This window comes from Elusimicrobiota bacterium (genome assembly GCA_028718185.1).
GTDB lineage: Bacteria > Elusimicrobiota > UBA8919 > UBA8919 > UBA8919 > JAQUMH01.
Window position 1 is genome coordinate 314,034 of record JAQUMH010000001.1, and the last position, 25,309, is coordinate 339,342.

Annotated in this window: 21 protein-coding genes; all 21 read right to left on the reverse strand. The window is 34.5% G+C overall.

Annotation, left to right across the window (positions count from 1 at the left end; all coding sequences use genetic code 11):
• Position 1: 1 nt before the first annotated feature.
• The 21 genes from PHE88_01545 to nuoL all read right to left on the reverse strand — a co-directional run bounded on the left by PHE88_01545 (position 2) and on the right by nuoL (position 25,302).
• Entirely contained in the window at positions 2–700 is a 699-nt protein-coding gene (locus PHE88_01545; GenBank protein ID MDD5686499.1) for an N-acetylmuramoyl-L-alanine amidase, read from the reverse strand.
• A gap of 16 nt (positions 701–716) precedes the next feature.
• The gene (locus tag PHE88_01550; protein MDD5686500.1) at positions 717–1,547 is read right to left on the reverse strand and encodes a hypothetical protein; all 831 of its coding nucleotides are present in this window, start codon (positions 1,545–1,547) and stop codon (positions 717–719) included.
• Between the two features lie 49 nt (positions 1,548–1,596).
• Positions 1,597–2,976: a tRNA uridine-5-carboxymethylaminomethyl(34) synthesis GTPase MnmE gene (gene mnmE / locus PHE88_01555; protein MDD5686501.1), complete on the reverse strand. Its 1,380-nt coding sequence runs from the start codon at positions 2,974–2,976 to the stop codon at positions 1,597–1,599.
• On the reverse strand, positions 2,973–3,653 hold the full coding sequence (locus PHE88_01560; GenBank protein ID MDD5686502.1) for a protein jag: 681 nt from the start codon (positions 3,651–3,653) through the stop codon (positions 2,973–2,975). Before PHE88_01560 ends, mnmE begins: the two co-directional genes overlap by 4 nt.
• A gap of 58 nt (positions 3,654–3,711) precedes the next feature.
• Complete coding sequence (gene yidC / locus PHE88_01565) at positions 3,712–5,253, reverse strand: membrane protein insertase YidC (GenBank protein ID MDD5686503.1); 1,542 nt, start codon at positions 5,251–5,253, stop codon at positions 3,712–3,714.
• Positions 5,254–5,269: 16 nt separating this feature from the next.
• The gene (yidD, locus tag PHE88_01570; protein MDD5686504.1) at positions 5,270–5,479 is read right to left on the reverse strand and encodes a membrane protein insertion efficiency factor YidD; all 210 of its coding nucleotides are present in this window, start codon (positions 5,477–5,479) and stop codon (positions 5,270–5,272) included.
• A gap of 5 nt (positions 5,480–5,484) precedes the next feature.
• Positions 5,485–5,832 carry a ribonuclease P protein component gene (gene rnpA, locus PHE88_01575; protein ID MDD5686505.1) on the reverse strand — a complete coding sequence of 116 codons (348 nt, stop codon included), beginning with the start codon at positions 5,830–5,832 and terminating at the stop codon, positions 5,485–5,487.
• A gap of 4 nt (positions 5,833–5,836) precedes the next feature.
• On the reverse strand, positions 5,837–5,974 hold the full coding sequence (rpmH, locus tag PHE88_01580; protein MDD5686506.1) for a 50S ribosomal protein L34: 138 nt from the start codon (positions 5,972–5,974) through the stop codon (positions 5,837–5,839).
• Positions 5,975–6,016: 42 nt separating this feature from the next.
• Complete coding sequence (locus PHE88_01585; GenBank protein ID MDD5686507.1) at positions 6,017–6,367, reverse strand: cupin domain-containing protein; 351 nt, start codon at positions 6,365–6,367, stop codon at positions 6,017–6,019.
• Positions 6,368–6,526: 159 nt separating this feature from the next.
• Positions 6,527–7,558 carry a zinc-binding dehydrogenase gene (locus PHE88_01590; GenBank protein ID MDD5686508.1) on the reverse strand — a complete coding sequence of 344 codons (1,032 nt, stop codon included), beginning with the start codon at positions 7,556–7,558 and terminating at the stop codon, positions 6,527–6,529.
• Positions 7,555–9,153: a D-aminoacylase gene (locus tag PHE88_01595; GenBank protein ID MDD5686509.1), complete on the reverse strand. Its 1,599-nt coding sequence runs from the start codon at positions 9,151–9,153 to the stop codon at positions 7,555–7,557. The genes PHE88_01590 and PHE88_01595 overlap by 4 nt, the downstream gene beginning before the upstream one ends.
• 144 nt (positions 9,154–9,297) lie before the next feature.
• Positions 9,298–11,172, reverse strand: a complete 1,875-nt coding sequence (locus PHE88_01600; protein ID MDD5686510.1) for an ABC transporter permease subunit — start codon at positions 11,170–11,172, stop codon at positions 9,298–9,300.
• A 171-nt stretch (positions 11,173–11,343) separates the two neighbouring features.
• Positions 11,344–13,788 (reverse strand): extracellular solute-binding protein, encoded by a 2,445-nt coding sequence (locus PHE88_01605; GenBank protein MDD5686511.1) that lies wholly within the window; start codon positions 13,786–13,788, stop codon positions 11,344–11,346.
• Between the two features lie 233 nt (positions 13,789–14,021).
• The gene (locus tag PHE88_01610) at positions 14,022–15,362 is read right to left on the reverse strand and encodes a sugar phosphate nucleotidyltransferase (protein MDD5686512.1); all 1,341 of its coding nucleotides are present in this window, start codon (positions 15,360–15,362) and stop codon (positions 14,022–14,024) included.
• 108 nt (positions 15,363–15,470) lie between these two features.
• Positions 15,471–17,579, reverse strand: coding sequence for a beta-N-acetylhexosaminidase (locus PHE88_01615; protein MDD5686513.1), 2,109 nt, complete (start codon positions 17,577–17,579; stop codon positions 15,471–15,473).
• A 174-nt stretch (positions 17,580–17,753) separates the two neighbouring features.
• Positions 17,754–18,824, reverse strand: a complete 1,071-nt coding sequence (locus tag PHE88_01620) for a hypothetical protein (protein MDD5686514.1) — start codon at positions 18,822–18,824, stop codon at positions 17,754–17,756.
• 127 nt (positions 18,825–18,951) lie between these two features.
• Positions 18,952–19,827, reverse strand: coding sequence for an AraC family transcriptional regulator (locus PHE88_01625; GenBank protein MDD5686515.1), 876 nt, complete (start codon positions 19,825–19,827; stop codon positions 18,952–18,954).
• A gap of 71 nt (positions 19,828–19,898) precedes the next feature.
• A complete protein-coding gene (locus PHE88_01630) occupies positions 19,899–20,066 on the reverse strand; it encodes a hypothetical protein (protein ID MDD5686516.1) in 168 nt (55 codons plus the stop codon).
• A 247-nt stretch (positions 20,067–20,313) separates the two neighbouring features.
• Complete coding sequence (locus tag PHE88_01635; protein MDD5686517.1) at positions 20,314–21,798, reverse strand: NADH-quinone oxidoreductase subunit N; 1,485 nt, start codon at positions 21,796–21,798, stop codon at positions 20,314–20,316.
• Positions 21,799–21,841: 43 nt separating this feature from the next.
• Positions 21,842–23,299: an NADH-quinone oxidoreductase subunit M gene (locus PHE88_01640; protein MDD5686518.1), complete on the reverse strand. Its 1,458-nt coding sequence runs from the start codon at positions 23,297–23,299 to the stop codon at positions 21,842–21,844.
• 71 nt (positions 23,300–23,370) lie between these two features.
• Entirely contained in the window at positions 23,371–25,302 is a 1,932-nt protein-coding gene (nuoL, locus tag PHE88_01645; protein ID MDD5686519.1) for an NADH-quinone oxidoreductase subunit L, read from the reverse strand.
• Positions 25,303–25,309 lie beyond the last annotated feature (7 nt).

Consider the following 25,309-nt stretch of genomic DNA (forward strand, 5'->3'; position numbering starts at 1 on the left):
TTTATTTATTATTCAGACTATAATATTTTTCTAAACCAGCACAAACTGCTTTTGAAACTTTTTGCAGATATTTTTTATTTTTTAATAATTTTTCATCTTCAACATTTGAAAGATAACCGTATTCAACTAAAATTGACGGTACTTTTGCAAATTCAAACCCTACAAGGTGCTGTTTTCTTATGCAATCAATAATAACTCCTGATTTTTTAATTTCTTCAAAAACAATTTCCGCCATTTTTTTTGAATCATCTTTATACCATAAAACAGAAACACCGCGCTTTTTTTTATTCGGCGCCCAATTGCAGTGGATACGCAAAAAAACATCCGCATTCCTGGAATTGGCAAATTGGGCACGGGACTGGTTATCGTCATCCTGACTTTTTGCAGTACGCCAGAAACTTTTTCTGTCGCGTGTAAAATAAACGGTTGCCTCTTCATTTAAAAACATATTCCCTATAACTTCCGAAATATCTATAACTACATCTATTTCTTTTGTATTATTAGAACTTTTACAGCCATAATTAACAATTTTACCTTCGGAATTCCTGGCTGCATGACCGGGGTCAACAACAATAATTTTGCCTGATAACTGGTCAGCATACAAGCAACAAGTGAACAGGCAAGTAAATAAAACAACTGTTGAAAAAATTGGGAAAAATAAATTCTTTATTCGTAACCAATTCGTGATTTTTGATTTCATTTGTGATAATTCGCGTTTAAAAAGGCAATGTATTTATGATTTTTAATACGCATCTGTATTCTGGTTCTTCTTTCATGATTTTCTCAATAACATATCTCCTGAAAAACCTTTCAAAACCATTTGTTACAATAGCAACTATAATATTTTGTTCTAATTCAGGGGTACTATTAGACCTTGTTTCCCTGCTATCTCCAATCCAAATAAATTTATTTTCTGAAGCGACAAAAACTCCTGCTTCAAGTTCAAATTTATAAGAATAACTCATACTCTTACGGGATTCGCCAAAATCACTTCTTTCAGTTGAACTGATATTTCTATAGACGACTTCCGTTTCCTGTTTTTTTATAACAGGTATTATCAAAGCTTCAACTTCTAATATTTGGGTAAGTTTGAGTAATTTATTCAGGCTATTTACCTTATTTAGCTCATCTATTTGTTTAAAATCACCAAGATTTATATTTTTGCTTTCCATAATATTTCTGACACTATCGGGATGAACAATACGATTTAATTTTTTTTTCTTTAGCAAAATATTGTAAAAATACTCAGCGGTAATCTGACTTATTTTTTCAGTTGTTGCTCTATCGCTAATTATTCTTTCTTCGCGGCGCCCCAGCCAGTCCCTTGACTTATCCTCTATGATAAATGGTGAATTAACAATCGGGATAAACTGTGTTGTCTGCTCTGTATCAAATCCGATAACAACCGGAAGTATAGCAACCGTTTTTACAGGTATATTCGACTTTTGTGAATAGATAACCTTGCACTTTTGCTGTTCACGATGAGATAAAGAGCAACCACCAAAAATAGAAATAAAAAGAAATATTGGTAAAACCAAGAAATTCATATGTTTTCTTGGGCGGGCAAGCCCGCCCCTACGCGTAAACCGATAAAGTTTATTTACCTACACAGAAATTAGAAAAAATATTATTCATTATTTCTTCTGTCGGGACTTCGCCTGTTATTTCACCTAAAAAATTAAGTGCAGCCCGTAAATCCAAAGCAATAAACTCCTCAGAAACACCGGATTTGCCGGCAAGCTTCGCTTCTTCAAGTGAATTAACAGCATTTTCTATCAGTGTTTTATGTCTTGTATTAGTCAAAAAAAACTCGCTTGTATTTATATTACCGGAAATAAACAAATCATAAATAGTTTTTTTAAGATTATCCATTCCTTCATTTTCTATAGCGGAAACGGGAACGACAGTCGCTGATATTTTAAGTTCCGGGAAGTTATCGATTTTTTCAGGTAAATCGGATTTATTCAGAACACAAATAACTTTCTTAGAAACAATCAGTTCGGCAATATGAAAATCTTCCGGAGACAATTCATTTGACGAATCCAGGACAAACAAAACCAAATCGGCATCTTTCAATATCCGGTGAGTTTTCTCAATCCCTATTTTTTCAATAATATCTTTACTATGCTTTCTAATCCCGGCCGTATCCATCAGAATCAGAGGAATTCCAAAAATATTTATTGTGTCTTCTACAACGTCTCTTGTGGTACCCGGTATTTCGGTAACTATCGCTTTATCGTGGCCGATTAAAACATTCAAAAGCGATGATTTCCCTACATTTGGTTTTCCGATAATTGCTGTTCTTACTCCTTCTTTAAAAATCTTTCCGGTTTGATATGTTAAAATAAGTTTCTCTAATGCTGCCTTTACTTTATTTATCTTGTTAATCAAATCTGTATTACTTAAACCGGGGATTTCATCTTCCGAATAATCAATAACAACTTCTATTACACTCAAAATGTCAATTATTTCTTCCTTTTGTTTATTTATTAAGCAAGTTAAAGAACCATTTAGCTGGCTTACTGCACAAGATAAAGCAACATCTGTTTTTGCTCTTATTATGTCGCATACCGCTTCCGCCTGAGATAAATCAATTCGTCCGTTTAAAAACGCCCGCTTTGTAAATTCTCCCGGGTCAGCGAGACGTGCGCCGTTCTTAAGGCAAAGTTCTAATGTTTTTTTAAGCGGAACTATACCGCCATGGCAGGAAATTTCAACAACATCTTCACGAGTATAAGATTTCGGCGCTTTCATTATTGTAAGAAGCACTTCATCTACAAATTTGCCGTTGCTTATTATTTTACCAAGATTGACGGAATGAGTCGGAAGTTTTTCTAAATTTTGTTTTGATTTCGGCTGGAAGATTTTTGAGGCAATATTTACTGCATCCGGACCACTGAGACGAACAATCCCTATGCCGGCTTCTCCAATAAGAGTTGAAATAGCAACAATTGTATCATCAGAACTTATTTTCACACTTTCTTTGGTCTTACAATGAGCCGACGGTTCTCTCCGTCACCTTCGGATATAGTTTCAACATACTGGCTATCACGAAGTGTCATGTGGATTATCTTTCGCTCGCTTGCAGGAAGTTTTAGTTCTACCGGTTCACCATTCATTTTTACTTCTTCTTCTAATTCTTTTGCCCTGCTGATTATTTTGCTATTTTTTTTATCAAGGTAACCGTCTATATTAAGAGAAACGCGAATACCGCGACTTTCTTGTTTACTTAAAATCAATTTTAAAATATACTCTAACGCCGCCATAGTTTGTCCCTGCCTGCCTATAAGAATGGCGCTATCTTCACAAGCTACATTCAAAATTAAATCAGATGCAGAAGGTGTTGCCGATACTGTGGCTGTAAAACCGGACAGTTCTAATATTTTCGAAAGATATTCCTCTGCTTTTTTAGAAACCTCCGGATAATTTATTACGGAAGTACCTTCACCGTCTTTTTCTGATGATTCTGCTGAACCGTCCTTTTGGGACATCTTTATTCTAGCAGGGGCAGAACCCATAAGACCAAATAGTCCTGATCTCCCTTCATCTAAAATTTTTATTTCTGCCTGAGTTTTTTCTATTTTAAGTTCTTCCAAACCTTTTGCTATTGCTTCATCCAGTGTTTTGCCGGTCACCTCAATTTCATTTTTCATTAATAAGCTCCTCTTAACTTTCACGTAAGCAAAGCTGTCGCTTTGCAGTTACAACTTTTCACACCTTTACTTTTCTGAATATAAACCATTGTTCAACAACTGTTATAATGCTGTTTGTAAACCAATAGATAACCAGCCCGGAAGGGAAATTCAAAAACATTATCGTAAAAATAACAGGCATCATTATCATCATTTGCTTTTGTGTCGGGTCAGAGGTTGAACCTGTCATCTTCTGCTGCAAATACATTCCGCCACCCATTAAAACCGGTAAAATATAATACGGGTCTTTTGCTGATAAATCAGTTATCCAAAATATAAAATGCGCTCCCCGAAGCTCATATGCATTTCTCAACATTGTAAAAAGTGCCCAAAAAATCGGTAATTGTACTAACATTGGCAAACATCCGCTGAAAGGATTTACACCTTTTGACTTATAAAGAGCCCACGTCTCAGTGTTCATTTTTTTGGGGTCATTTTTATATTTTGCCTGAAGAATTTTTATATCTCCCTGAATTGATTTCATTGCCTGTGCTGAAGTAAAAGATTTTTTGGAAAGTGGGAAAAATAAAATATTAAGGAAAACTGAAATTATTATAATCGCCAGACCGTAATTATTTGTAATTTTATAAAGATAATTAAGTGAGGAAAGCGCTATTTTACCTAAATCACCAAAAAATCCGAAATCAACTGCTTTTTCTAATTCTGAATTAAGATTATTAACTTTTATTCCTTTAAGATGAGTATAACCTTTAGGACCAAGGTAAGCAGTCATTGAAAAATTCTTTTTTTCATGAGGAAGAAAAGTAATTTTATCTGTAAATACTTTTATAACCGGTGTTTTCTGTACTTCTTCAACCGAAATATTCTTAAACTCATCATTTATCTTTAAAAATACTGAAAGAAAATATCTATTGTCTATACCCACCCATTTTAAAGGGAACTCATAATTTCCGGGTTTTAGTTTTTCAACTTTTTTCTGTGAATATGAAGATACTCTCGTTAATCGTTTATTTTCTTTTAGCTCTTTAGCGTCAGTACCAAGTCCCGGACCTATTGATAATGACAAACCGTTAAAATCTTTTGCTGATGAAGATTTACTTTTTACGGCATACTCTATATCAACAAGATATGAATTTTCATTAAAATAAAATGTCTTTTCAATATCAAATCCATCGTTTATCTTAATAAACCTTGCAACATACGGCTGATTTTTCTCTGCTAAATACTGCCAGGCGCCTGTATTTGAATCATTTAACAATTTACCATCTAAAACCAGGTCAACCGTTGTTTTACTCTTTAAAACGTCAGGCATTAGAAAACAATGTACTATAGATGCTTCATCTTCACTCAGAATATACTCTATATTTTTTGTTTTTATTTCTATTGTCTTCGCTAATCGTGAACGCGAACCTGAATTAAGTGTTGCAGTTTTTTCCGGAATAGAAGATATAGAAGATGTATCTGGATTTTTTGGAGATTCTTTAGTTGTTCCCGCTATACTGCCCGGTTGTTTAACCGGTGGTTTCGGAGCAAAAAACCACTGCCATACAACAAGTATTGCTATTGATAATATTATTGCCAAAAAAGATCTTTTTTCCATAATTTATTTTCCCTCTTTATGGTACCGGATCATAACCTCCGGGATGCCATGGACCGCATTTTAGAAGCCGCCTGACAGTGAAATAAAATCCTTTCCAGAAACCGAATTTTTCAATTACACCTATGGAATAATTCGAGCAACTCGGATAAAACCTGCAATTTGACGGAAAGAACCTAAACACTATCTGATATAATTTAATTAAAAATATCGCGCTTTTTTTTAACATTAAAACTATATAACTTTTAACTTTTTATAAACCTTCAGAAAAAGTTCTTCAACGTAAAAATAATCCAGTTGTTTTGTATCAAGTATCTTCTTTTGAGGTATTATAAGGATATCAAAAAAGCCGCTAAAATCTTTTATATGAATACGAAATACTTCCCTGATTAATCGTTTAACCCTGTTCCTCAAAACTGCATCTCCGAATTTACCTGAAATAATTACCGCTAAACGGGATACATTTTTATTGTTTTTATAAATATAAACAATTAATTCCGGGAAAAAATATTTTTTGCCATATTTCTTTATAGCAAAAAAATCATCATGACGGGTTAGACGATTCTCTGCAGGAAGTCCCATACTTTTAAGGAATTAGTGTCTTGCGGCCTTTCCTTCTGCGTCGACTCAAAACATTTCTTCCACCTGATGTTTTCATTCTTGCTCTGAAGCCGAGATGTTTCTTCCGTCTTCTTACGTTCGGTTTAAATGTTGGTTTCATAATCTTTAGATTTTACCTCATTTTTTGTCTTTTGTCAATAAATATTTACATTTTCACACAAATCACAAATATTTTCAACTCACCATTACTGTCATTAAGAAGCCCGTGTTTGCTGCCGGATTTAGTTAAAATTGCATCGCCTGATTTAACAGGGCACTTTTCGTTGTCTACCAGCATTGTGCCTTTACCTGAAACAACATAATATATTTCTTCATCACCCGAATGAGGGTGAAGTCCTATTGACGAACCTTCAGGCAACACCAGCTCCCTGATATATGATATTTTAGTGTCAAATATCCCTGTTTCCATAAGTGTTCTTACCGAATAAGGACCTTTACCGCCATGAGATTTTTCCGCAGAAGTTTCTTTTACATTATCGTGACCTTTAACTATCATAGCTTACTCCTCTTTCAAGTTAGGCACGCCAAGGCTTGCAACTACAAACATTGAAATTCCTATACATAATGTTAAGCAAAGCTTTGCTTTGCAGCTACGGACCAATTGATATTGTAGCCGCAGAGCAATAGCTCTGCTAAATATTAAAATTCCTAAACATTATGGTATAAATACTACTTTTATGGCGGCGCCTTCTCTGAATTTTTTAAATCCTGTTTCCCAGTCTTTCAGTGGAAGTATATCGGTAACCAGAGGTCGGACTTTTATTCTGTTTTGAGAAACAAACTCTATCGCTTTTTCCCATGCTAAATATTTCTGGCTGAATGAACCGGTAACTTTTAACTCTTTATAAACAATCTGGTCCAAATCAACAGTGACCTTAGAACCGAAAATACCAACCTGAGTATATTTACCTTGTTTTCGTAGAAGTTCAAGACCTAACTGTGCAGCAGCATTAGCCCCCGCACACTCTAAAAAAACGTCTACTCCTAAACCATTTGTCAACTTGGATACCAGAGATTTTATATCTTCTTCTTCTATACAAACAACATAATCAGCTCCTAATTCTTTGGCTAATTCAAGCCGTTTTTTATCTTTTTTAGTTCCGGATAATATAACAATACCGCCGCTCTGTTTTACATACTGCAAACAAAAAAGACCCATTGGACCCGGACCGGTAATTAATACAATATCCCCGCCGGTAATACCGGTTAAATCTTCAACAGCATGATATGCACACGCCGAAGGGTCTGAGAGCGCCCCTGAAATAAAATCCACATTATCAGGAAGAATATGTATTCTTTCCTCAGGTACAACACAAAATGAAGTAAAAGCACCGTCAAAAGCATAACCTGTAGCCAACCTCTCAGGACACAAATTATAATTTCCGGTAAGACAATAGCGGCAATGACCGCAAACATATCTTGAATTTTCAGCAGTTACCCTTGTTCCTACTTTGAACCGGCTATTTTTAGAACCAACCTCGGTAATTACACCTGTAAATTCATGTCCGAGTACAAAAGGCGGTCTTATGGGAATCTGTATATCTCCATTGTATATATGGAGGTCCGAACCGCATATTCCAGCTGCTTCTACTTTAATCTTTACCTCACCTTCTTTTGGAAAAGGTTCAGCTACATCCCTAATTTCCATGTTACCTTTGCCTAACGCATATTTAACTAATGCTTTCATTTGAATAACACCTCACCGAATAACCCTTTATTTTGTTTTCCATTATCTAACACGATACTGCCATTTACCAATACATATTTTATACCCACGGGAAAAGAACAGGGATTAGTGTATGTAGCTGTATCTGAAACTTTTTCAGCATCAAAAATTACCAAATCAGCATAATTATCTTTTTTTATTACACCACGGTCTTTTAACCCCATTCGTCTTGCCGGCAGAAAAGTCATTTTCCGGACTGCATCTTCCAAAGTCAGCAATTTTATTTCTCTTACATATCTCCCTAAAATACGGACAAAAGTCCCGTAACTCCTCGGATGTGTTTTGCCTTTAATACCTGCACTGTCCGAACCGATAATTGTTTCCGGGTAACGTAAAACTGTCTGTATATCCCCTTCAATCATACTGAACATTACCATTGTAACAACTGCTTCTTCTTTCACCAATATATCAAATAAAACATCAAAGCAGTCTTTATCTTCTTCTTTTGAAATAACATCTATCGTTTTACCTTCATATTTCTTATTTTTTTTACAATAACTAATCAAAATACTTTCCCATAAACCGTCAGCACTATGGAAAAGGTTTTCCGTATCAGATTGATTATCCGATAACATCAACAACATTTCTTTCTTAATCCGGCTCCTTATTTCTTTTCTCTTTAATTTCTTAATTAATTCTTTAACCCCTTTGCTATGAACCCAACCGGGCAGTAAAGCACTAAGAAAAGTATAACCTGCCGTGTAAGGATACTGGTCCAGCGTTATATCCAAACCATTTTTCCTTGCTCTTTCAATCATTTCTATCGTCTTTTCTACTTTACCCCAGTTTTCCCTTCCCGCGGCTTTATGGTGTGATATTTGTATCGGTATTTTAGTTTTTTTAGAAACATCTATCATTTCATTAACTGCTTCTATTAATTTATTACCCTCATTACGAAGATGTACAGTACATAGTCCTCCATATTTTACCACTTCTTTACAACTTTCCAATAATTCCTGTGTTTTAGTATATATACCGGGCGGGTAAACCAATCCAAAAGATATACCGAATACTCCCTGTTCCATAGATTCATTTATAAGTTTTTTTATTTTAGTTGATTCATTAACATTCGGCTTCCTGTCTTCAAAACCCATCACAGCAACACGAATTGTACCATGTCCTACTAAAGATACAACATTAACTGCGGTACCTTTCTTTTTTATTAGCGCTAAATATTCTTTTATGTTTTTCCAGTTCCACGGGAATTCGTAACCGCTTTGGAGAGGTGCAACATATCTTTTTAGCTGGTCTATTGTATTTAAATTGACCGGTGCCGGCGACATACCGCAATTACCTACAACAACGGTAGTTACCCCCTGTTGTATCAGATTATCTGCACTTGGATGCCCGGGCAGTGAAAAATCCGCATGGGAATGCATATCAATGAATCCCGGCGATACTGTTAACCCGATTGCATCTATAACCTTCTTGGCAGGTACATTTCCGAAATTACCTATATCAACAATTTTCCCATTTTCTATTGCAATATCTGCCTTAAATTGTTGTTTTCCTGTACCATCAACAATATTTCCGTTTTTAATCAATATATCAAACATAATTTATCCCAAAATGAAAAATTCAATAGAATTTTGTGAGGTAGCTTTAGTAGGAAGTTATATTAAATAAAAAGGATTTTGTCAAGAAAAAAAAGACGGTGAGTTAAAATAACTTGTGTTTTTCACATCTTATTTATTTTAAGTTTATTTTTCTATTGGTACGACAATTCCGCGCATGATTAGTTTTTGGGCGAAAACAAATATTGTAAAGGTTGGTATAGCGGCTATAATAAGAGCGGCAAATATTACCGATTGATGACTTTGCTGCTGTAGTTGATACAACCATACCATTAAAGTCCACATCTTCTCATCCTGACATACTATAAGTGCAAACATAAAAGCTCCGTATGCCGCATTAAATGCTCCCAGTGATATTACAGCCAATATCGGTTTTGATAAATACATTGTTATGTCCCAGAACATTACCCATTCACTTGCACCGTCTAACATCGCTGATTCATATAATTCTTTGGGTATACTATCGAAAAATCCTTTCAGTAAGAATATAGTATATCCATTTACCATACCGGGCAGGATTAACGCCCAAAATGTATTTAGTAATCCTAACTCTTTCAGCAGCAGGAAGTTAGGGATAGCTGTTACCATAGGCGGGAATGCCATTGTCGCTAATAAAAATAATAATATCTTGTATGTAGAAGCCAGATTAAATCTGCTCATTGAATATGCTGCTATGGGATTTACTATTAATGTTACCAGTATTGTCAGACCGCAGAATACAAATGTATTCCATATCCCTCGCCCGTGTAAAAGCAGATACTGGAATACATGAACGTAATTACGCGTTGCAAATTCCCACCGCAGCTGCCTGGAATGGGTTTTCATATCATTATAATCAATATCTTTTGTCGGCATTGATACTTTTTCAAATGATGTGTAATTTGATTCATGTGCCTGATTTAATGATTCCAGATTATTATATTTTGCTCTTAAAAAATCCTGCCACATGAATTCCGGTCCTGTTAAACTTATAAATTCCGGAGACACCTGTTTTACAAATAAATCCCAGTCAACCAGCCTGCTCCCGACATGCAGGACATCTTCCGGATATTGAATTTCTTCAAAACTTCTATAATCTGTTTTATAACTCTTATTCAGAAAAGTTATTTTTCCTTCATATTTTTTCTTTAAAAATTCTTCATATATGCCTTTTGCTTGCGGACTCACCTTTATAAATTGTAAGTTTAATTCCTCATGAACAAACTGCACCCAATCCTTTCTTTCACTTTCGTTTTTAGGAATCTTCCCGGTTAAAATAAATTCATCATAACTTATATATTTAGTTCCATGTAATTTATTATAATCCTCTATCTTCCTTCCATATTTATAATTTAAAAAATCCCTGGTATACTTGCCGTCCAGAGATATATAAAAATAATAACGTTTGGGTTGTTCTAACTTGAATTCAAATGCTGAATCAATGGCTTTTGAGTCTGTTAATTTGAATCCACGGTTGTAAAACGGTGTTAATCTTGGATAATTTACTGTCAGCCATGATGTATTAAAGGCATCGTATAAATTATTATATTTTTCCAGAGAATCATCGCTTTTCTTCTTTAGCCATCCCCTGTACTTTCTTCCCAACTCCGGCAACATCATATTGTTATATGACCAGACATGACCAAGTGCACTGTATGTATTAGGTAAGCTTACCTTTTCTATAAATTCTTGCCAGTCTTTTACTCTTCCCTTATGTACCTTTTCAGGTAAAGTTAGTGCCGCAAAACCGGAAATATCATCTCTGCTGTTTATATTATAATTTGTTAATAATTCGTTATATTTCGTCTCTATAAATTTACGATATAATGCCTCATCCGAGTAAAAATATTTCGGAATTGTGTCGTAGTCATATATATCCACTCCGCTCTTTAATGACCCTGATATCATGACAAGAAACGGGTATATCATTGTTATCCCGCCAATTATTAAAAAGGAATACATTATTATTAATATTATTTTAGTCTCTAAATCTTTTTTCCCTTTAGTTTGTAATAAACTCATGTGTTCCTTGTGATGTAAGGTTATAGGGTTTTAGGGTTTTAGGGTTTTAGGGTTTTAACTCTATGAACTCTATAACTCTATAAACTCCATGAACTCTATGAACTCTATAACTCTATAAACTCCATGAACTCTATGAACTCTATAACTCTACAAACTCTATAACTCTTTCTTCTATTCTGTTGTTCTAAATTGCATTTTGGTTAATCGTTTTAACTGGTATACGGTAAAGCCTAATAAAATAAATCCTAATAACCAGCCCATCGCTGTGGCTACTCCAAATTTCAGATATAAAAATGCATTGAAAAATATTTCTAATCCCAAAACCTGTGTTGCTCCTGCCGGTCCGCCTCCTGTCATAGCCAATATAAAATCTGCCGACTTAAAAGCTCCCACAAAAGCGCCTACAAAATTTATTATAATTAACGGTTTGATTGTCGGAATCGTCACATTCCAGAACTTATACCAGGTATTGGAACCATCTATAGATGCCGCTTCGTATAAGTCGTCGGGAATAGTTTTTAATGCAGCCAGATAAATAAGACATCCGGGACCCATTGACGCCCAGACAATAGGTATAACAACACATAACATTGCAAAGTTTGGATTTCCCAACCATTTTTGGGGAAGAATTTTGCCTGATGAAATCATTAATAAAAACTTGTTTAACAAACCGGAAGCAGACGGGTCATAGAAACTCCTCCATAAAAATATTATCACTAAACCACTTATTACATGAGGCAGATAAAACACTATTCTAAAAAATACCTTGCCTTTTGGAATTTCATGTAAAAATACTGCTAAAATTATAGGTGCGATGAATCCTAATCCAAGAATAAGAGTTGCAAAATACAAGCTGTGCCACAATGCATCCCAGAAAACCTTATCAAAAAGTACATTTGCAAAATTGTCTATACCAACAAACGTGCTTCCTCCCATTATCCTGTAATCCATAAAAGCAATAATAGCCCCGCGTATTGTCGGAACATACTGCCATAATGCCATATTAAACACAGCGGGAACCAGTATTAGATATGCAATCCAGTTTTTTTTGAATCCCCAGCCGGTTTTAGCTCCTTCCGGTGTAAATACTTTCATTATGTATCTGAACGCTAAAAAGAAAGTTAATACTATAACAGCAGCTAAAAATATAGCTACTTTCCTTCTTAACGCCATTTTCTTAGGTGGTATTTTCCCGACCATTTTCTCATTTACTTCAGATACAGCAGCATCCAGAATTTCTTTTATGCGTTTTTTTGCAACTTCCGGCGGTTTATTGCCAAGGTCTTCTACAATCGCGATGTCTAATGGCCTGCTCAAATATGAGTATATCAAATCACAATTTTTACCGTATGGTTCAGGTATGCCGTTAAGTACCGAATCAGTATATGTTTTTTCCCAACCTTTAGGAATATATTTTAAATATTCCGTATAACCGTATTTTCTAATTTTAACGGGATTAAGAACGTAAGCGAAACCATTTTCGATAAGTACACGGGTACGTATTCTATTTGCTTCATCACTACCCCAAAAATATATAAATTTCCATGCTGCATCACGAACCTCCGGGTCGGTTACTCCTGCAAATATACCCATAATAGGAGCATTGAGTACCGAAATCATCAAACCTGTGGGACCTTTTGGCATCGGAGCTATACCTACCAACTCGGGATTTATATTTAAATCAGTCATACTTAAATCGTCAAAATAAACCTGGTGCATAGCTAATTTTCCCTGTTCCCATTTCACAACTCCGGTATAAGTAAGTTCTGCGGTACCGGGAATAGTTTTTCCATTTTTTACGAACTTTTGTTGTGCTATCCTTGCATAAAAATACACCGCTTCTACTGCTTCCGGTGTATTAAATGCAGCCAGCCATTCCCCTTTTTTATTTTGCTCAACTGCCCTTGCTCCTGCAGATAAAAGGAAAGAGTAAAAAAATTGAGATGCGCCCGTCGCCGGCTGAAGATATACCCCACAAATACCTTTATCAGGGTTAGTAATTTTACGTGAGTAAGCAAGCATCTCTTCCCAGTTTTCAGGAGGTCTATCCGGATCAAGTCCTGCTTCACGGAATAAATCTTTGCGGTATTGTAAAACAATAAAACTGGTACCATACGGGAACCCCCACCAGCGTTTTTTTCCGTTTGGTCCTTCGCGGTAAACGACCGGTTTAACGGAAGTTGGAATTCGTTCTGCCAGTTCTTCTTTAGGCATTTGCTCGATAAATTCATCTAATGGATATAAAAAACCCTGCTGGATATAACTGTCTGATTTGCGGAAATTAGTATAAATAATATCAGGGGAAATTCCTCCGGCTATTGCCATAAGAGGACCTACATTCCATTGCCCCTCAACTGCTATACCTCCGGATTGTACAACTTCTATCCACGGATAATGTTTTTTAAATGCTTTTAAAACTTCCCTATCTCCTTGTGCCCGAGCACTTCCATCATCTTGCCTGGGAAGTTTGACTGAATTTGATATTGTTATTTTTACAGTTTTATGATTGGATTCTACGGCGTGGATTTTGACATAAAAAGCACTATATGTCCAAATAGAAATTAATAGAAAACAAAACTTTACCCGCAACCAAGAATTATTTCTTTTATTTTCCATTTTATTCTTCAGTAATTCTTTTAAAATCTTGTTTTAAGTATAATGAATCTCCCCGCAGCTGCGGGGTACCAAGGTGCCACCCCGCACAGTTTTGTCGTAGACAAAACTAGACGTGGGGGTTCTCCTTTTCTTTATCCCCGTCAAGTTTTACTTGTCGGGATATTTGGTGAAGGAGAATCAAACTAAGTTCCTATGTGCTAGGTTTATAACATTACATCTTATCTTGCTCATTTTTACTTATTCTCTTCTTTTTTTCCAGTTGTCCTGAATTCTAATTCCTGTTTGATAAATGCCATTGTATCCGGCGGTATATCACTATATACTACCATATTAGGTCCGGCAAAGCTATTTGGTCCGATTTTTTTCCCAGGCATAACCTTTACGCCGGGATTCAAAAAACAATTATCTCCTATAAACGGACTCAAACTAGTTAACCCGGAATCCACTAATTTACCGTCTATTTTAAGTTTCAAGGTAACATTATCATTTCTAAAACTGCACATACAACAATTAGCAGAAGCCCCGGAATTATCTCCCCAGACACCGACTATCGCACCCTGGTGCGAAAAACCGACTTTTCCTAAGGCAACACCGCCATACTGATTGTTATAACCTATTGTTGAACCGTCACCGACAATCGCTCCGACTTTACACTGAGGTCCGATTTTACAATCTTTACCTATAAGAGCACCTTTAACATAAGAACCGGCAAAAACTTTTGTCCTTTCACCTATCCAGGAATTTTCGATAAAACAACCGGGTTCTACTATTACATCATCTTCAATTATGTATTTACCTTCAAAAGTAACCCCGGAACCGATTTTGGCTTTATTGGAAATATAGGATTTTCTTTTTTCCATAAGATACTCAAGAGCTAAAAAGTTTGACCTGTGTATTTCCCACGGATAAGCCATATTTACAAACTCGTATTTACTGGTATGTACTTTTACATGGTCTTTAATAGAAAAAAATATTTCTTCCCACTCCAACTGTTTTTCTGTCTGGTTCGCACCGTGAGACTTAAATAAATCAAATATTTCCTTTTCTATAACAGCTATCCCTGCCACAATATTTTCAGTTTTAATTTGTTTTCCTTCAGTAATCTGAAATATTTCTTTTAACTGATTGTTTTCTCCGCTGCTTACTTTATAATGATAAAGCGGCCTTTCCATAATACCACCAGCAATAGTAGCCTTTGCTTTTAATTTTATATGCTGTTCTATCAGTTCCTTTATCATTACCGGCTGAAAAAATGAATTAGCACAAATTAATATTGTAGTTTCATTTATAAAATCTTTAGCACTCAAGATACCGTCAAGAGGTCCGTTTAAATTTTTTTGTTCAAAATATGTCAGATTTACTCCGGGATTTCCTCCGTTATTTAATACTTTCTTAACCTCTTCTCCCCGGTATCCTGTAACCACACCTATATCTTTTATACCTAATTCAGCTAAAAATTCTACTATATAAAGTATCAAAGGTCTATTCGCAAGAGGTAAAACAGATTTTGGTCGCAACATGGTAAATGGATGTAATCTTCTACCCTCACCCGCACTTAAAATAACTGCTTTCATAAAATTTAAACTCCTCTACCCGGTTTAATAATCCTTTTGTTCTTCTACAGTATTACTAATAATAACGCTCTACTCCTGTTTATACTTCTTTTAGATTAGAGTTAAGTTTTACTTTTGGGAATAAATACTATCCCGATATCGGTCGCTCTCTTTGGATGCCCGGTGAAGTTGAATTTGCCCTAAATATTGATTTATCTTTTTTTCTACCGATAGTTCGCCCAACATTTTTTCTACATCTGCGGATTTTATGGTTTTGTTAAGTGACTCCCTAACTTTTTGTTTTATTTTTTCTGTTTTTTGTTTTAGTATTCTTAGTTCAGAGATTGCTTTTTTTAATACATCTTCTTTTATTTTTTTATCTGATACTGTAAAACCGCGCCACAAACCTACATTTGCAAAATATGCTCTGTCCGTATTAATATATCGTATAATTTGTGTTTCTATTTTGTTAAGTATAACTGTAGCTTCGGTAAGAAATATTTTAAAATCTGCCGCCATTATAAAATACTCTATATTAAGTTTATTTTTTGTAAATTTTTCTTTTTTCAAAATGTCCGACAGTTTTTGGCATTTTTCTTTTATCTCTGATGCATTTTTTGATGTTATTTTTGTCCAGAGGTCGTAAATATAATCAACTAAAAAATATTTTGTAGACCCGTAGAACTGATAAATATATTTTCTGTCATATTCTTTTTTAGTGTTTTTGTCCGGTGACCAGCTATATTCAGCAGAACAAAGCATATTTATCCAGTGAAGTTCAAAGACATCGAAATTACCTATTCCGGAACCACTGGGCCAGTGAGTATTAAGTATTCCCAGTCCGTTGGTTTTAGCTATTTCTTTACAAAATGTGATAGTATTACGAACAGATCTTTTAGGTTCAAAATGGCAACAAGGACTGCCGAAAACCCGAAAACCTTTATCCTGAAAAAACTTTATATACGGATAACCGTTGTTTACTTCCGGAAAATTACCGCCATCCCAATATTTTTTATAAAGGCTTAATATTTCTTTCGGGACCCAGTCAACTATTTCTTCACCGAACAAAGCCCGTCCGCCCCAGCTTACAAAAGGTATTTTGTCACTCATCGTGCCATAGTTCCAGTAAACTATACAAATATCTTTATCCAAACTATCTATTGCTTCAGGGAAATCCCTGAGCATATCATGCCACATAACCGGTATTTTACCTTTACTTTTAATAAATTTGCTTACTTTGTTTATATAGTCAATATAAAGTTTTGATTTACCTTCTTTTTTAACGAATTCTTTACATTGTTCACATTCGCCTAAGAAATATGCCTCATCCGCACCGATATGAAAATATTTATAAGGATGCAGTTCAATAACTTCACCAGCCATGTCTTTGAATTGTTCTAAAGATCCCGGATGCAAGGGACAAAACTGGAAATCATTCCCGACCGGGCTCTTACTATGTACTATATTCTCTTTTCTTTCCCGTAAAAGAGCATATTCCTTATGTTTAAGAATGTATGAGACATGTGAAATTGACTGGACTAACGGTATAATCTGAATATAATATTTCCCGGCAAATGATATTATTTCTTTTATTTCCAATTCGGTTAAAGCTAAATTATGCTTTATAACCGGATGTTTTTTATACGGAAATTTATCCTCATACTCTAAAAGTATAGTATTTATCTTATAATGACCTGCTCTTTTGATAATATCTTTTAAGTAGTCAACTTTAGGCATCTGTGACCATAAATTCATATGAATTCCCCGGATTTTAAGTTCCGGATAATCTTCTATCTCCAAACATTTTATAAATAATTTATTGTTCTCTTCTTCTAAAAGTTGAATTATCGTCTGTATGCCGTAAAATAAACCGGAAGTATCAATCGCCACCAACAATATCTTGTCTTTATCAATATTGAGTGTATATCCTTCTTCTTTAATAAGTTTATTGAATTCTAACATGGACAAATCAGGTTTTTTATTTAAGTTATCATTTACTATAAGAATTGCAAATTTATTAGAAAAATTTATAGTGCCCGACCGGTACTTATCCGATAGATTAGCTTTTATTCCTTTATCTTTTAGGCTATCTGCTAAAAGCTGCAGAGAAAAAACTATTCCCGGATTAGATTTGTCAAAAACCATTTCTGTTTCTTTAGTAAATTCAAACTTAGCCGGTTTGATTCTTATCTTCCTCGGCTCCGGAATAAGTTTTGGTTTATATGTTTCTTTGTTCATTATCAAACCCTTTTGATTTTGTAGTACCTTGACTTTAGACTTTTTAGATGATAATACTATATATTTAGGCTTATTTCAACAACAATTTTTGACCATTAAACCCTAAATGACACTGTTGGTCAACCTTTTACGGTCTAAATCTCTAATTCTCTAATCAACTAATTAACTGGTACTCTACTTCTCTATTTCCTTCTTTACTTTCTTTACTTTCTTTCCTCCGGTCGGACTATTTGTTATCACCGCTGGCGAGGTTGAGCCGTTGTTAGATGAACTCCAGATATATTTCACTTTCTCACCTGCCGTGTCGCCCGGTGTGGTATCGTTCGGCCACATTGAGGCGGGACGAGCAAGCCTGGCATGCACAAATATTCGCACAGAATGACCGACAGAATTAGCCCATTTAATCTGGTCAAAAAATGCCTGATTCCAGCATGTAGGACTGTCCCAATCCGGATACTGGTCCTTGCAAGCTTTAACTAAAGACGACCAATTTAAATATGTACACGAAAACACTTCAAGATTTGGAAGCCTTTCCTTCCATGTCTTAATATTATCCTGATATTCCACAAGAGAAGTCCTGAGGTTTTGGATTTCAAATGCATTGAATAATTTATTGTCATTGATGTATTTAACATCCAATCCGATTCCCCAAACGTTGGATGCAGAATCACTGGCGGAATTAAACGACCACACAAATCTATCGGGCTGGTCGGTAGGTTTGTATTTGGAAACTATTTTTTTACACTTTGTGAAAAAACTATTGGTGAACGCACGCCATTCGGCACCACCGTCAGGCGGTATGCCTTTGTGGTAATGCGCCTCTTCCATTTCTATACCATCGAGAGTGGGATATTTTTGCAATACCCATTCCATGTCCGAAAGGAAATGCTCCTGTGCAGAAGCACTGTCTTTAAAGGCATCCCAATCACTATTGGTATACAAACCTATGCTCATAAAAAGATAAGTTTTTATACCTTTTTTACGCGCATAAATGATTCCGTCACCAATATAATCCGGCTCACCATTTTTAACACCGGCTATGTAGGACGGAATTATTCCGGGTGAAAATGAATCTACACCGTAGTATGCTGCCTTATCAATATCAGAGTTCAACTTAGACAAATCACCCCAATTATGTATTGCCCCCCTTTTAAAACTTAACGCTGCTGATAACGTCTTTGCTGTTATCATGCTTGTCAATGCCAATCCTGCTAACAATAAAAACCACTTAATGGCTTTATTCATTCTTTTACCTCCCGTATAATTTTCGTATTGTACCATAGATATGTGTAATGTGCTAATTATTTTAATGGATACTTATAACTTGCACGTTACTACATATATAACGTAAAACTCAAGGTAAGTCAAGTATCTACTTGTGAATAGATAAAACGAACTTGCGGTATAGCGAAGGGGTTGTATCGGTAAGACGCCTAAAATTACGATTAAAAGCAACTAGATTTGAAAAACCCACCTCGTATGCAATGGAAATTATCTTTTTACTATTGTCTGTCTCCAAAATACGTTTTGCCTCCAAAACTCTTCTATTAGCTATGGATTCCTTGAAGTTAAACCCGGTAAATTTCTTAAACAAATGACTTATATGATAGGGAGAATATCCCACATGCTTTGATAAACCAGAAAGAGTTACTCGTTCTTTATAGTGTTTGTCTATATAATCCAATACTTCATCGATTATATGATTATGTTCTTCAATAGAACTGATGTTTTTTTTCTTCTTAGACATAATTCTTATCAGTTGTATTAAAAATGTAGTAAGATTATTTATTATAACTTCCTGATAATGAACTTTCTTGTTTTTCCACTCTTTTTGAAGTGTATCTAAAGTTAACTCCAAACCAATTGCTTCTTTTTCGTTAAAAAATAGTTGATGCGGAAAGTTGTTATGACATGTAGTAATTTTTTTTACTATAGGTTGTATTAAAGAATATTTCTTGAATAAACTATTAGAGAAAAATAGGGTAACCTGATCTACATGTGTTTGGTTTTCCTTTCTTCTATAGGTGTGAATATCTTGCCCGTGGATAATTAATAATGATTTTTCTTTAATACTGTATCGCCGGTCTTTAATAAAATAGTAACCGTTGCCGGAACGAATATAATGAAACTCGACAGTAAAAGGATGAACATGATATGACCCTTTTAAATCAATAATATTATTTGTCGTTCTTATTCTAAAAGGAAAATCTTTTTCCGGAAAAGGATAGCGATATTTATCTATTTTCATTCTGATAATATTATATTTAAAACATAGATAAAATCAACATTATTTAGATTATATTAGTTCTATAGAGGTTTCTAGAATTCGATTTTTACACCGGCAGAAATGGTTCTTGGCGGCATTGGGACGAAGGGTATTTCAATATAATTTTTATCAAGCAGATTTTCTATTTTGATAAAATAATCTCCTGTGAGATTTTTCCCGGTTGTGCCCAAAGAAAACTCTCCTGAAAACTTTGCATCCAAGGAGGTTACTTTCCGATTACAGCTTACACTTGCTCCTCATAATGGCAACTTTTGGAATGTGAAATTATCAGATAAAATTTCAAATTCAACTTTTACCGTAATTAACTAGCTAATGTTTTTTTACTTTTTTTTACAGGATTTACAAGAAATAAAAAAAATCACATTCTACGGTGGTTTCGTAATATACACGAGAATTACATTGTTTCAAATCTTTATTAGTTTTAATAAATTTTATTATCTATAGTTATTAACGCAAATTGAACGCTATGTTTTGGATTATGTTAATGAATCGTTGCGGTAATATGCCTATTGTAATTGTAAAAAGGAGTGTGATTATCAGGACGGAAGTTACTATAGGCGAGGGCTTTACTATATTTTTTTGATTACTATTTTTGAAAAACATATAGTAAACAATCCTTAAATAGTAATACAATGAAATAACGCTGTTTAAAACACCGACTACTGCCAGCCATATATAATTTGTTTTTATTGCACTTGCGAATAAGTAAAATTTTCCTATAAAACCTGAAAAAGGTGGAATGCCTGTCAAAGACAACAGAAAAACCGCTAATACCAATGATAATCCTAATGAGTGCTGTGATATTCCTGAATAATCAGATATTTCATCCGACTTGATATTATCAGAAATGGTAATTACACAAGTCCATACACCTAAATTCATAAACAAATATGCCAGAGTATACATCATGACCGCTTCTATACCTAATTTATCTGCCACAGTAATACCGATAAACATATATCCTATCTGCGATATTGAAGAATATGCCAGAAGACGCTTGATATTCTTCTGCTGAATCGCAATCAGATTCCCTACTGTCATAGTTACTGCTGATAAAACAGCAAATATTAAACTCAGATTTATACTGCTATGCGGTATTGTGTAATTAAAAAAACGTATTATAGCAACCAGCCCGGCTATTTTAGGTGCTACAGATATAAACGCTGCAACAGGTGTTGGTGCACCCTCGAAAACATCCGGCGCCCAAGTATGAAACGGTACTAAAGAAACTTTGAAACCGAATCCTACAAGTATAAAAAATAATGCTAAAATAATAAACCTTGAATCAAAAACGGAATTCGGATATGTAATGAACCTCAGGATTTCATTGTAATTAAGTGTTCCTGTAATACCGAAAAGAAGCGAAATTCCATACACCATTATAGCGGATGAAAATGCTCCTATCAAAAAATATTTTATAGCACCTTCACTGGATTTTAAATCTTTGCGCAAATAGCCGGTCAGAATATAAAATGGAATACTTATTAGCTCCATTGATATGTATAACATCAGCAGATTATTTGATGAAACCAGAAACATCATACCGGAAACAGCAAATAACGAGAGAGCGATATATTCCCCGAAACCGACTGTAGATAATTTGTGCTCTTTTTCTTTCTTAAAATAATCATACGAAAGAAATATTATTAATATAGATGCAGCAAGAATTAGTATTTTAAAATATACTGAAAAAGTATCGCTTGTAAACATATCTATCTGCTGCAAACTGGGCAATGCAAATAAATATACAATAGTACCAACCACCGATATAGAAGATATAAACAGAATAATGTCATCTTTATTTCTTAAATTAAGCGTACTAAAGAACATTATTATCAATCCAGCTATACTTATTATCAATTCCGGTATAATTAGTTTTATAAGTTCCATATTATTTGTAGTATCGGATATAGGCAGAGCAAGCTCTGCCACTACAATGTTGATTTAGTTGCCGACCTTGATCGGCACTAACTTGTTATTTTGTTATTACATAAATTAAACTTGTTAGTGTTGTGTCCATAAGCTTCAATATCGGATTAGGATATACACCTATAACAATCATAAGTATTACTAAAGGTATAATAGCAATAAGTTCGCGAGCGGACATATCTTTCAGATTTTCCCATTTTGTATTCAACGGTCCAAGGAAAATCTTTCTTATCATTATAAGGAAAAAACCTGCAGTTATCACTACGCCTGTCACAGCTATTACAGCAATTATCTTATTGGACATAAACATACCCAAAAAACACATAAATTCACTTACAAATCCTGCCAAACCCGGTAGACCCAATGATGCCATGCTTGTAGTTATCATTATACCGGTATAAATCGGCAACTTTACTCCCAGTCCGCCAAACCCGTCTATGTCCCTTATATGTGTCCTATCGTACAGAACTCCTACAAGTAAAAATAAGCTACCGGTTATAATACCATGCGTTACCATCTGCAGCACAGCACCGTTAAAACCGATAATGTTAAGGGATGCCATACCAAGCATGCAATAACCCATATGACTAATTGAAGAATAAGCAATCATTTTTTTCAAATCTTTTTGCGCCATTGAAACCAGAGCGCCATAAACAACATTTATTACACCTATAACAGCAAACGGAATAATAAAATATTTTGCCGCATCAGGTAATATCGGGAAACTGGTACGCAATAAACCATAAATACCCATTTTAAGTAAAACACCGGCTAATATAACAGAAATAGCCGTCGGTGCTTCAACATGTGCATCAGGTAGCCATGTGTGGAAAGGAAAAGCTGGTATTTTTATGGCAAACCCTACATATAATGCAACAAAAATTATTGATTGACACTTAAAACTAAAATCCTTGTTCTGATTAATTAGTTCCATAATATTAAAAGTATGCGGAGTAGAATAAAAATATAGCCCAAGTATGGCAAGTAACATTATAACACTACCAAACAAAGTGTATAAGAAAAATTTTATGGCTGCGTATTCTTTTCTGGGTCCGCCCCATATTCCTATAAGAAAATACATAGGAACCAGCATTATTTCCCAGAAAATGTAAAACAAAAATAAATCCAATGATACAAAAACCCCTAACATTCCTGTCTCAAGAATAAGTAAAAAGAAAAAATATTCTTTTACACGGGTATTTATGTTGTAAGAATAAATGATGGAAAGCAAAGATAATAATCCCGTAAGCATAATCAACGGTAAAGACAGACCGTCTATACCCATAAAATACTTTATATTAAATGCCGGTATCCAGCTGAATTGCTCTACAAACTGCATCTGGTTAGTTTTCGTATTGAAATTTAATAACAACCAGATGCTTAGAAAAAGAACTATCGCAGAAAACAAAGTTGCAATAACGCGAATAAATATTTCTCTTTCTTTCGGTGTAAAGAGTATAATCATTGCGGCTAATAACGGTAAAAAAGTTATAAAACTAAGCATATTTGGAAATCCCCCATATCAATTTAGGCACGCCAAGGGCGTGCAACTACAAACATTGAAATTCCTATACATTAAAATAATTGTATTAATAATAAAATACCCAGTCCTAACGTTATAAAAAGCAGATAATTTTGTACTAATCCTGTCTGCAATTTACGTAATAATTTTCCGAATAAATTTACTGCGTTTGCGACAGAATTGACCAGAAAATCAATTACATATATATCAAACGTGTTTTTAATTTTACTTATTAAACGTGTCCCCGTGGCAAAACCGTTTACTGCGCCATCAATAACTTTTAAATCGAACGTTGATAGAATTTTAGTTAATGAAAACATAGGTTTAATTAACGCCAACTGATACATTTCATCAAAATAATATTTATTAATAAGTAATTTATGTATGCCTTTTAGCTCTTTTGCAAACTTCTCCACTTTGAGTATTTTTGAATAATACATTATATATGCAAGTCCTATTCCTAAAAATGCAACAATAGATGAAATAACCGGCACTAATAAAGATTTGTTTTGTTCATTATTATCACCTGCATAATTCAATAACCGTCCGAAAATATTATTTACAGTTAATATTTTGCCTAATATAACAGCAAATACGGATAAAACTATTAATGCAAATGACATATTAAAAGGCGATTCATGGCAATGCTTATATTTCTCCATATTCCGGGGTACGCCTGTAAAAGTAAGAAAGTATGCTCTGAACATATAAAATGCCGTTAAAAATGCCACTAACGTTGCAACTATATACAGACCCATATTACCGCTGTTATATATAGAAATTAGAATTTCATCTTTTGAAAAAAATCCTGCAAATGGCCATATACCTGATATGGATAAACTTCCAATAAGAAATGTAATTGAAGTAATTTTCATTTTACCGTGCAAACTGCCCATATCATTCATATCGTTTGTATGTACCGCGTGTATTACGCTACCGGCACATAAAAACAGAAGTGCCTTAAAAAATGCGTGTGTTATTAAATGAAACATTCCTGCAACAGGATTGCCGACACCGAGTGCCAACATCATATATCCTAACTGGGATATTGTTGAAAATGCTAAAACACGTTTTAAATCAATCGTTACTAAAGCCATTGTACCTGCTAAAAATGCTGTTATGATACCTATAACACAAACCACATTCAACGCTGTTGCTGATAACGAAAAAAGGAAATAACATCTGACAACCATATAAACACCTGCTGCAACCATAGTAGCTGCATGAATTAACGCTGAAACAGGTGTCGGTCCTTCCATGGCGTCAGGTAACCATACATGTAAAGGAAATTGGGCTGATTTACCTACAGCACCGCAAAAAAGAAATAGTGGTATAGCAGTCATTAAAAGGTTGGACATCGTATGGTGTTGAGACATCTGCTGAATTTGAAGAATGTTAAATGTGCCGAATGTAGCAAATAATAAAAATATTCCTATGTAGAACCCAAAATCCCCTATTTTAGTGGTTATGAATGCTTTATTGCCGGCTAATGCAGCTGATTTTTTCTCAAACCAGAACCCTATCAACAGATAAGAACATAACCCTACCAATTCCCAACAAATGAATAGTTGTATAAAGTTATTTGAGAGAACTAAACCTAACATTGAAGCAGTAAACAAAGAAAGATATGAAAAAAATCGCATGTATCTTAAATCATCTTCCATATATCCCATTGAATATATCTGGATAAGGAAACTTATAAATGTTACCATTGTTATCATAATTACTGATAGTCCATCAACAATAATACCTAACTCAAATTGATAATGTCCTACGGCAAACCATTTCAATGATAGTTCTTGAGTAACTGTTCCTGATGTTGTTACAATAAGAACTATAAGTGTTTTTAATGAAATTAAAAATGATATGAATATTCCTGTTATACCAATAAATACTCCTTTTTTAGGAAAATATTTCCCGAAGAAAAACATAATTATTGCACATACTAAAGGTATAACCGGCACAAGATATAAGTATTGTTGCATAAGAACA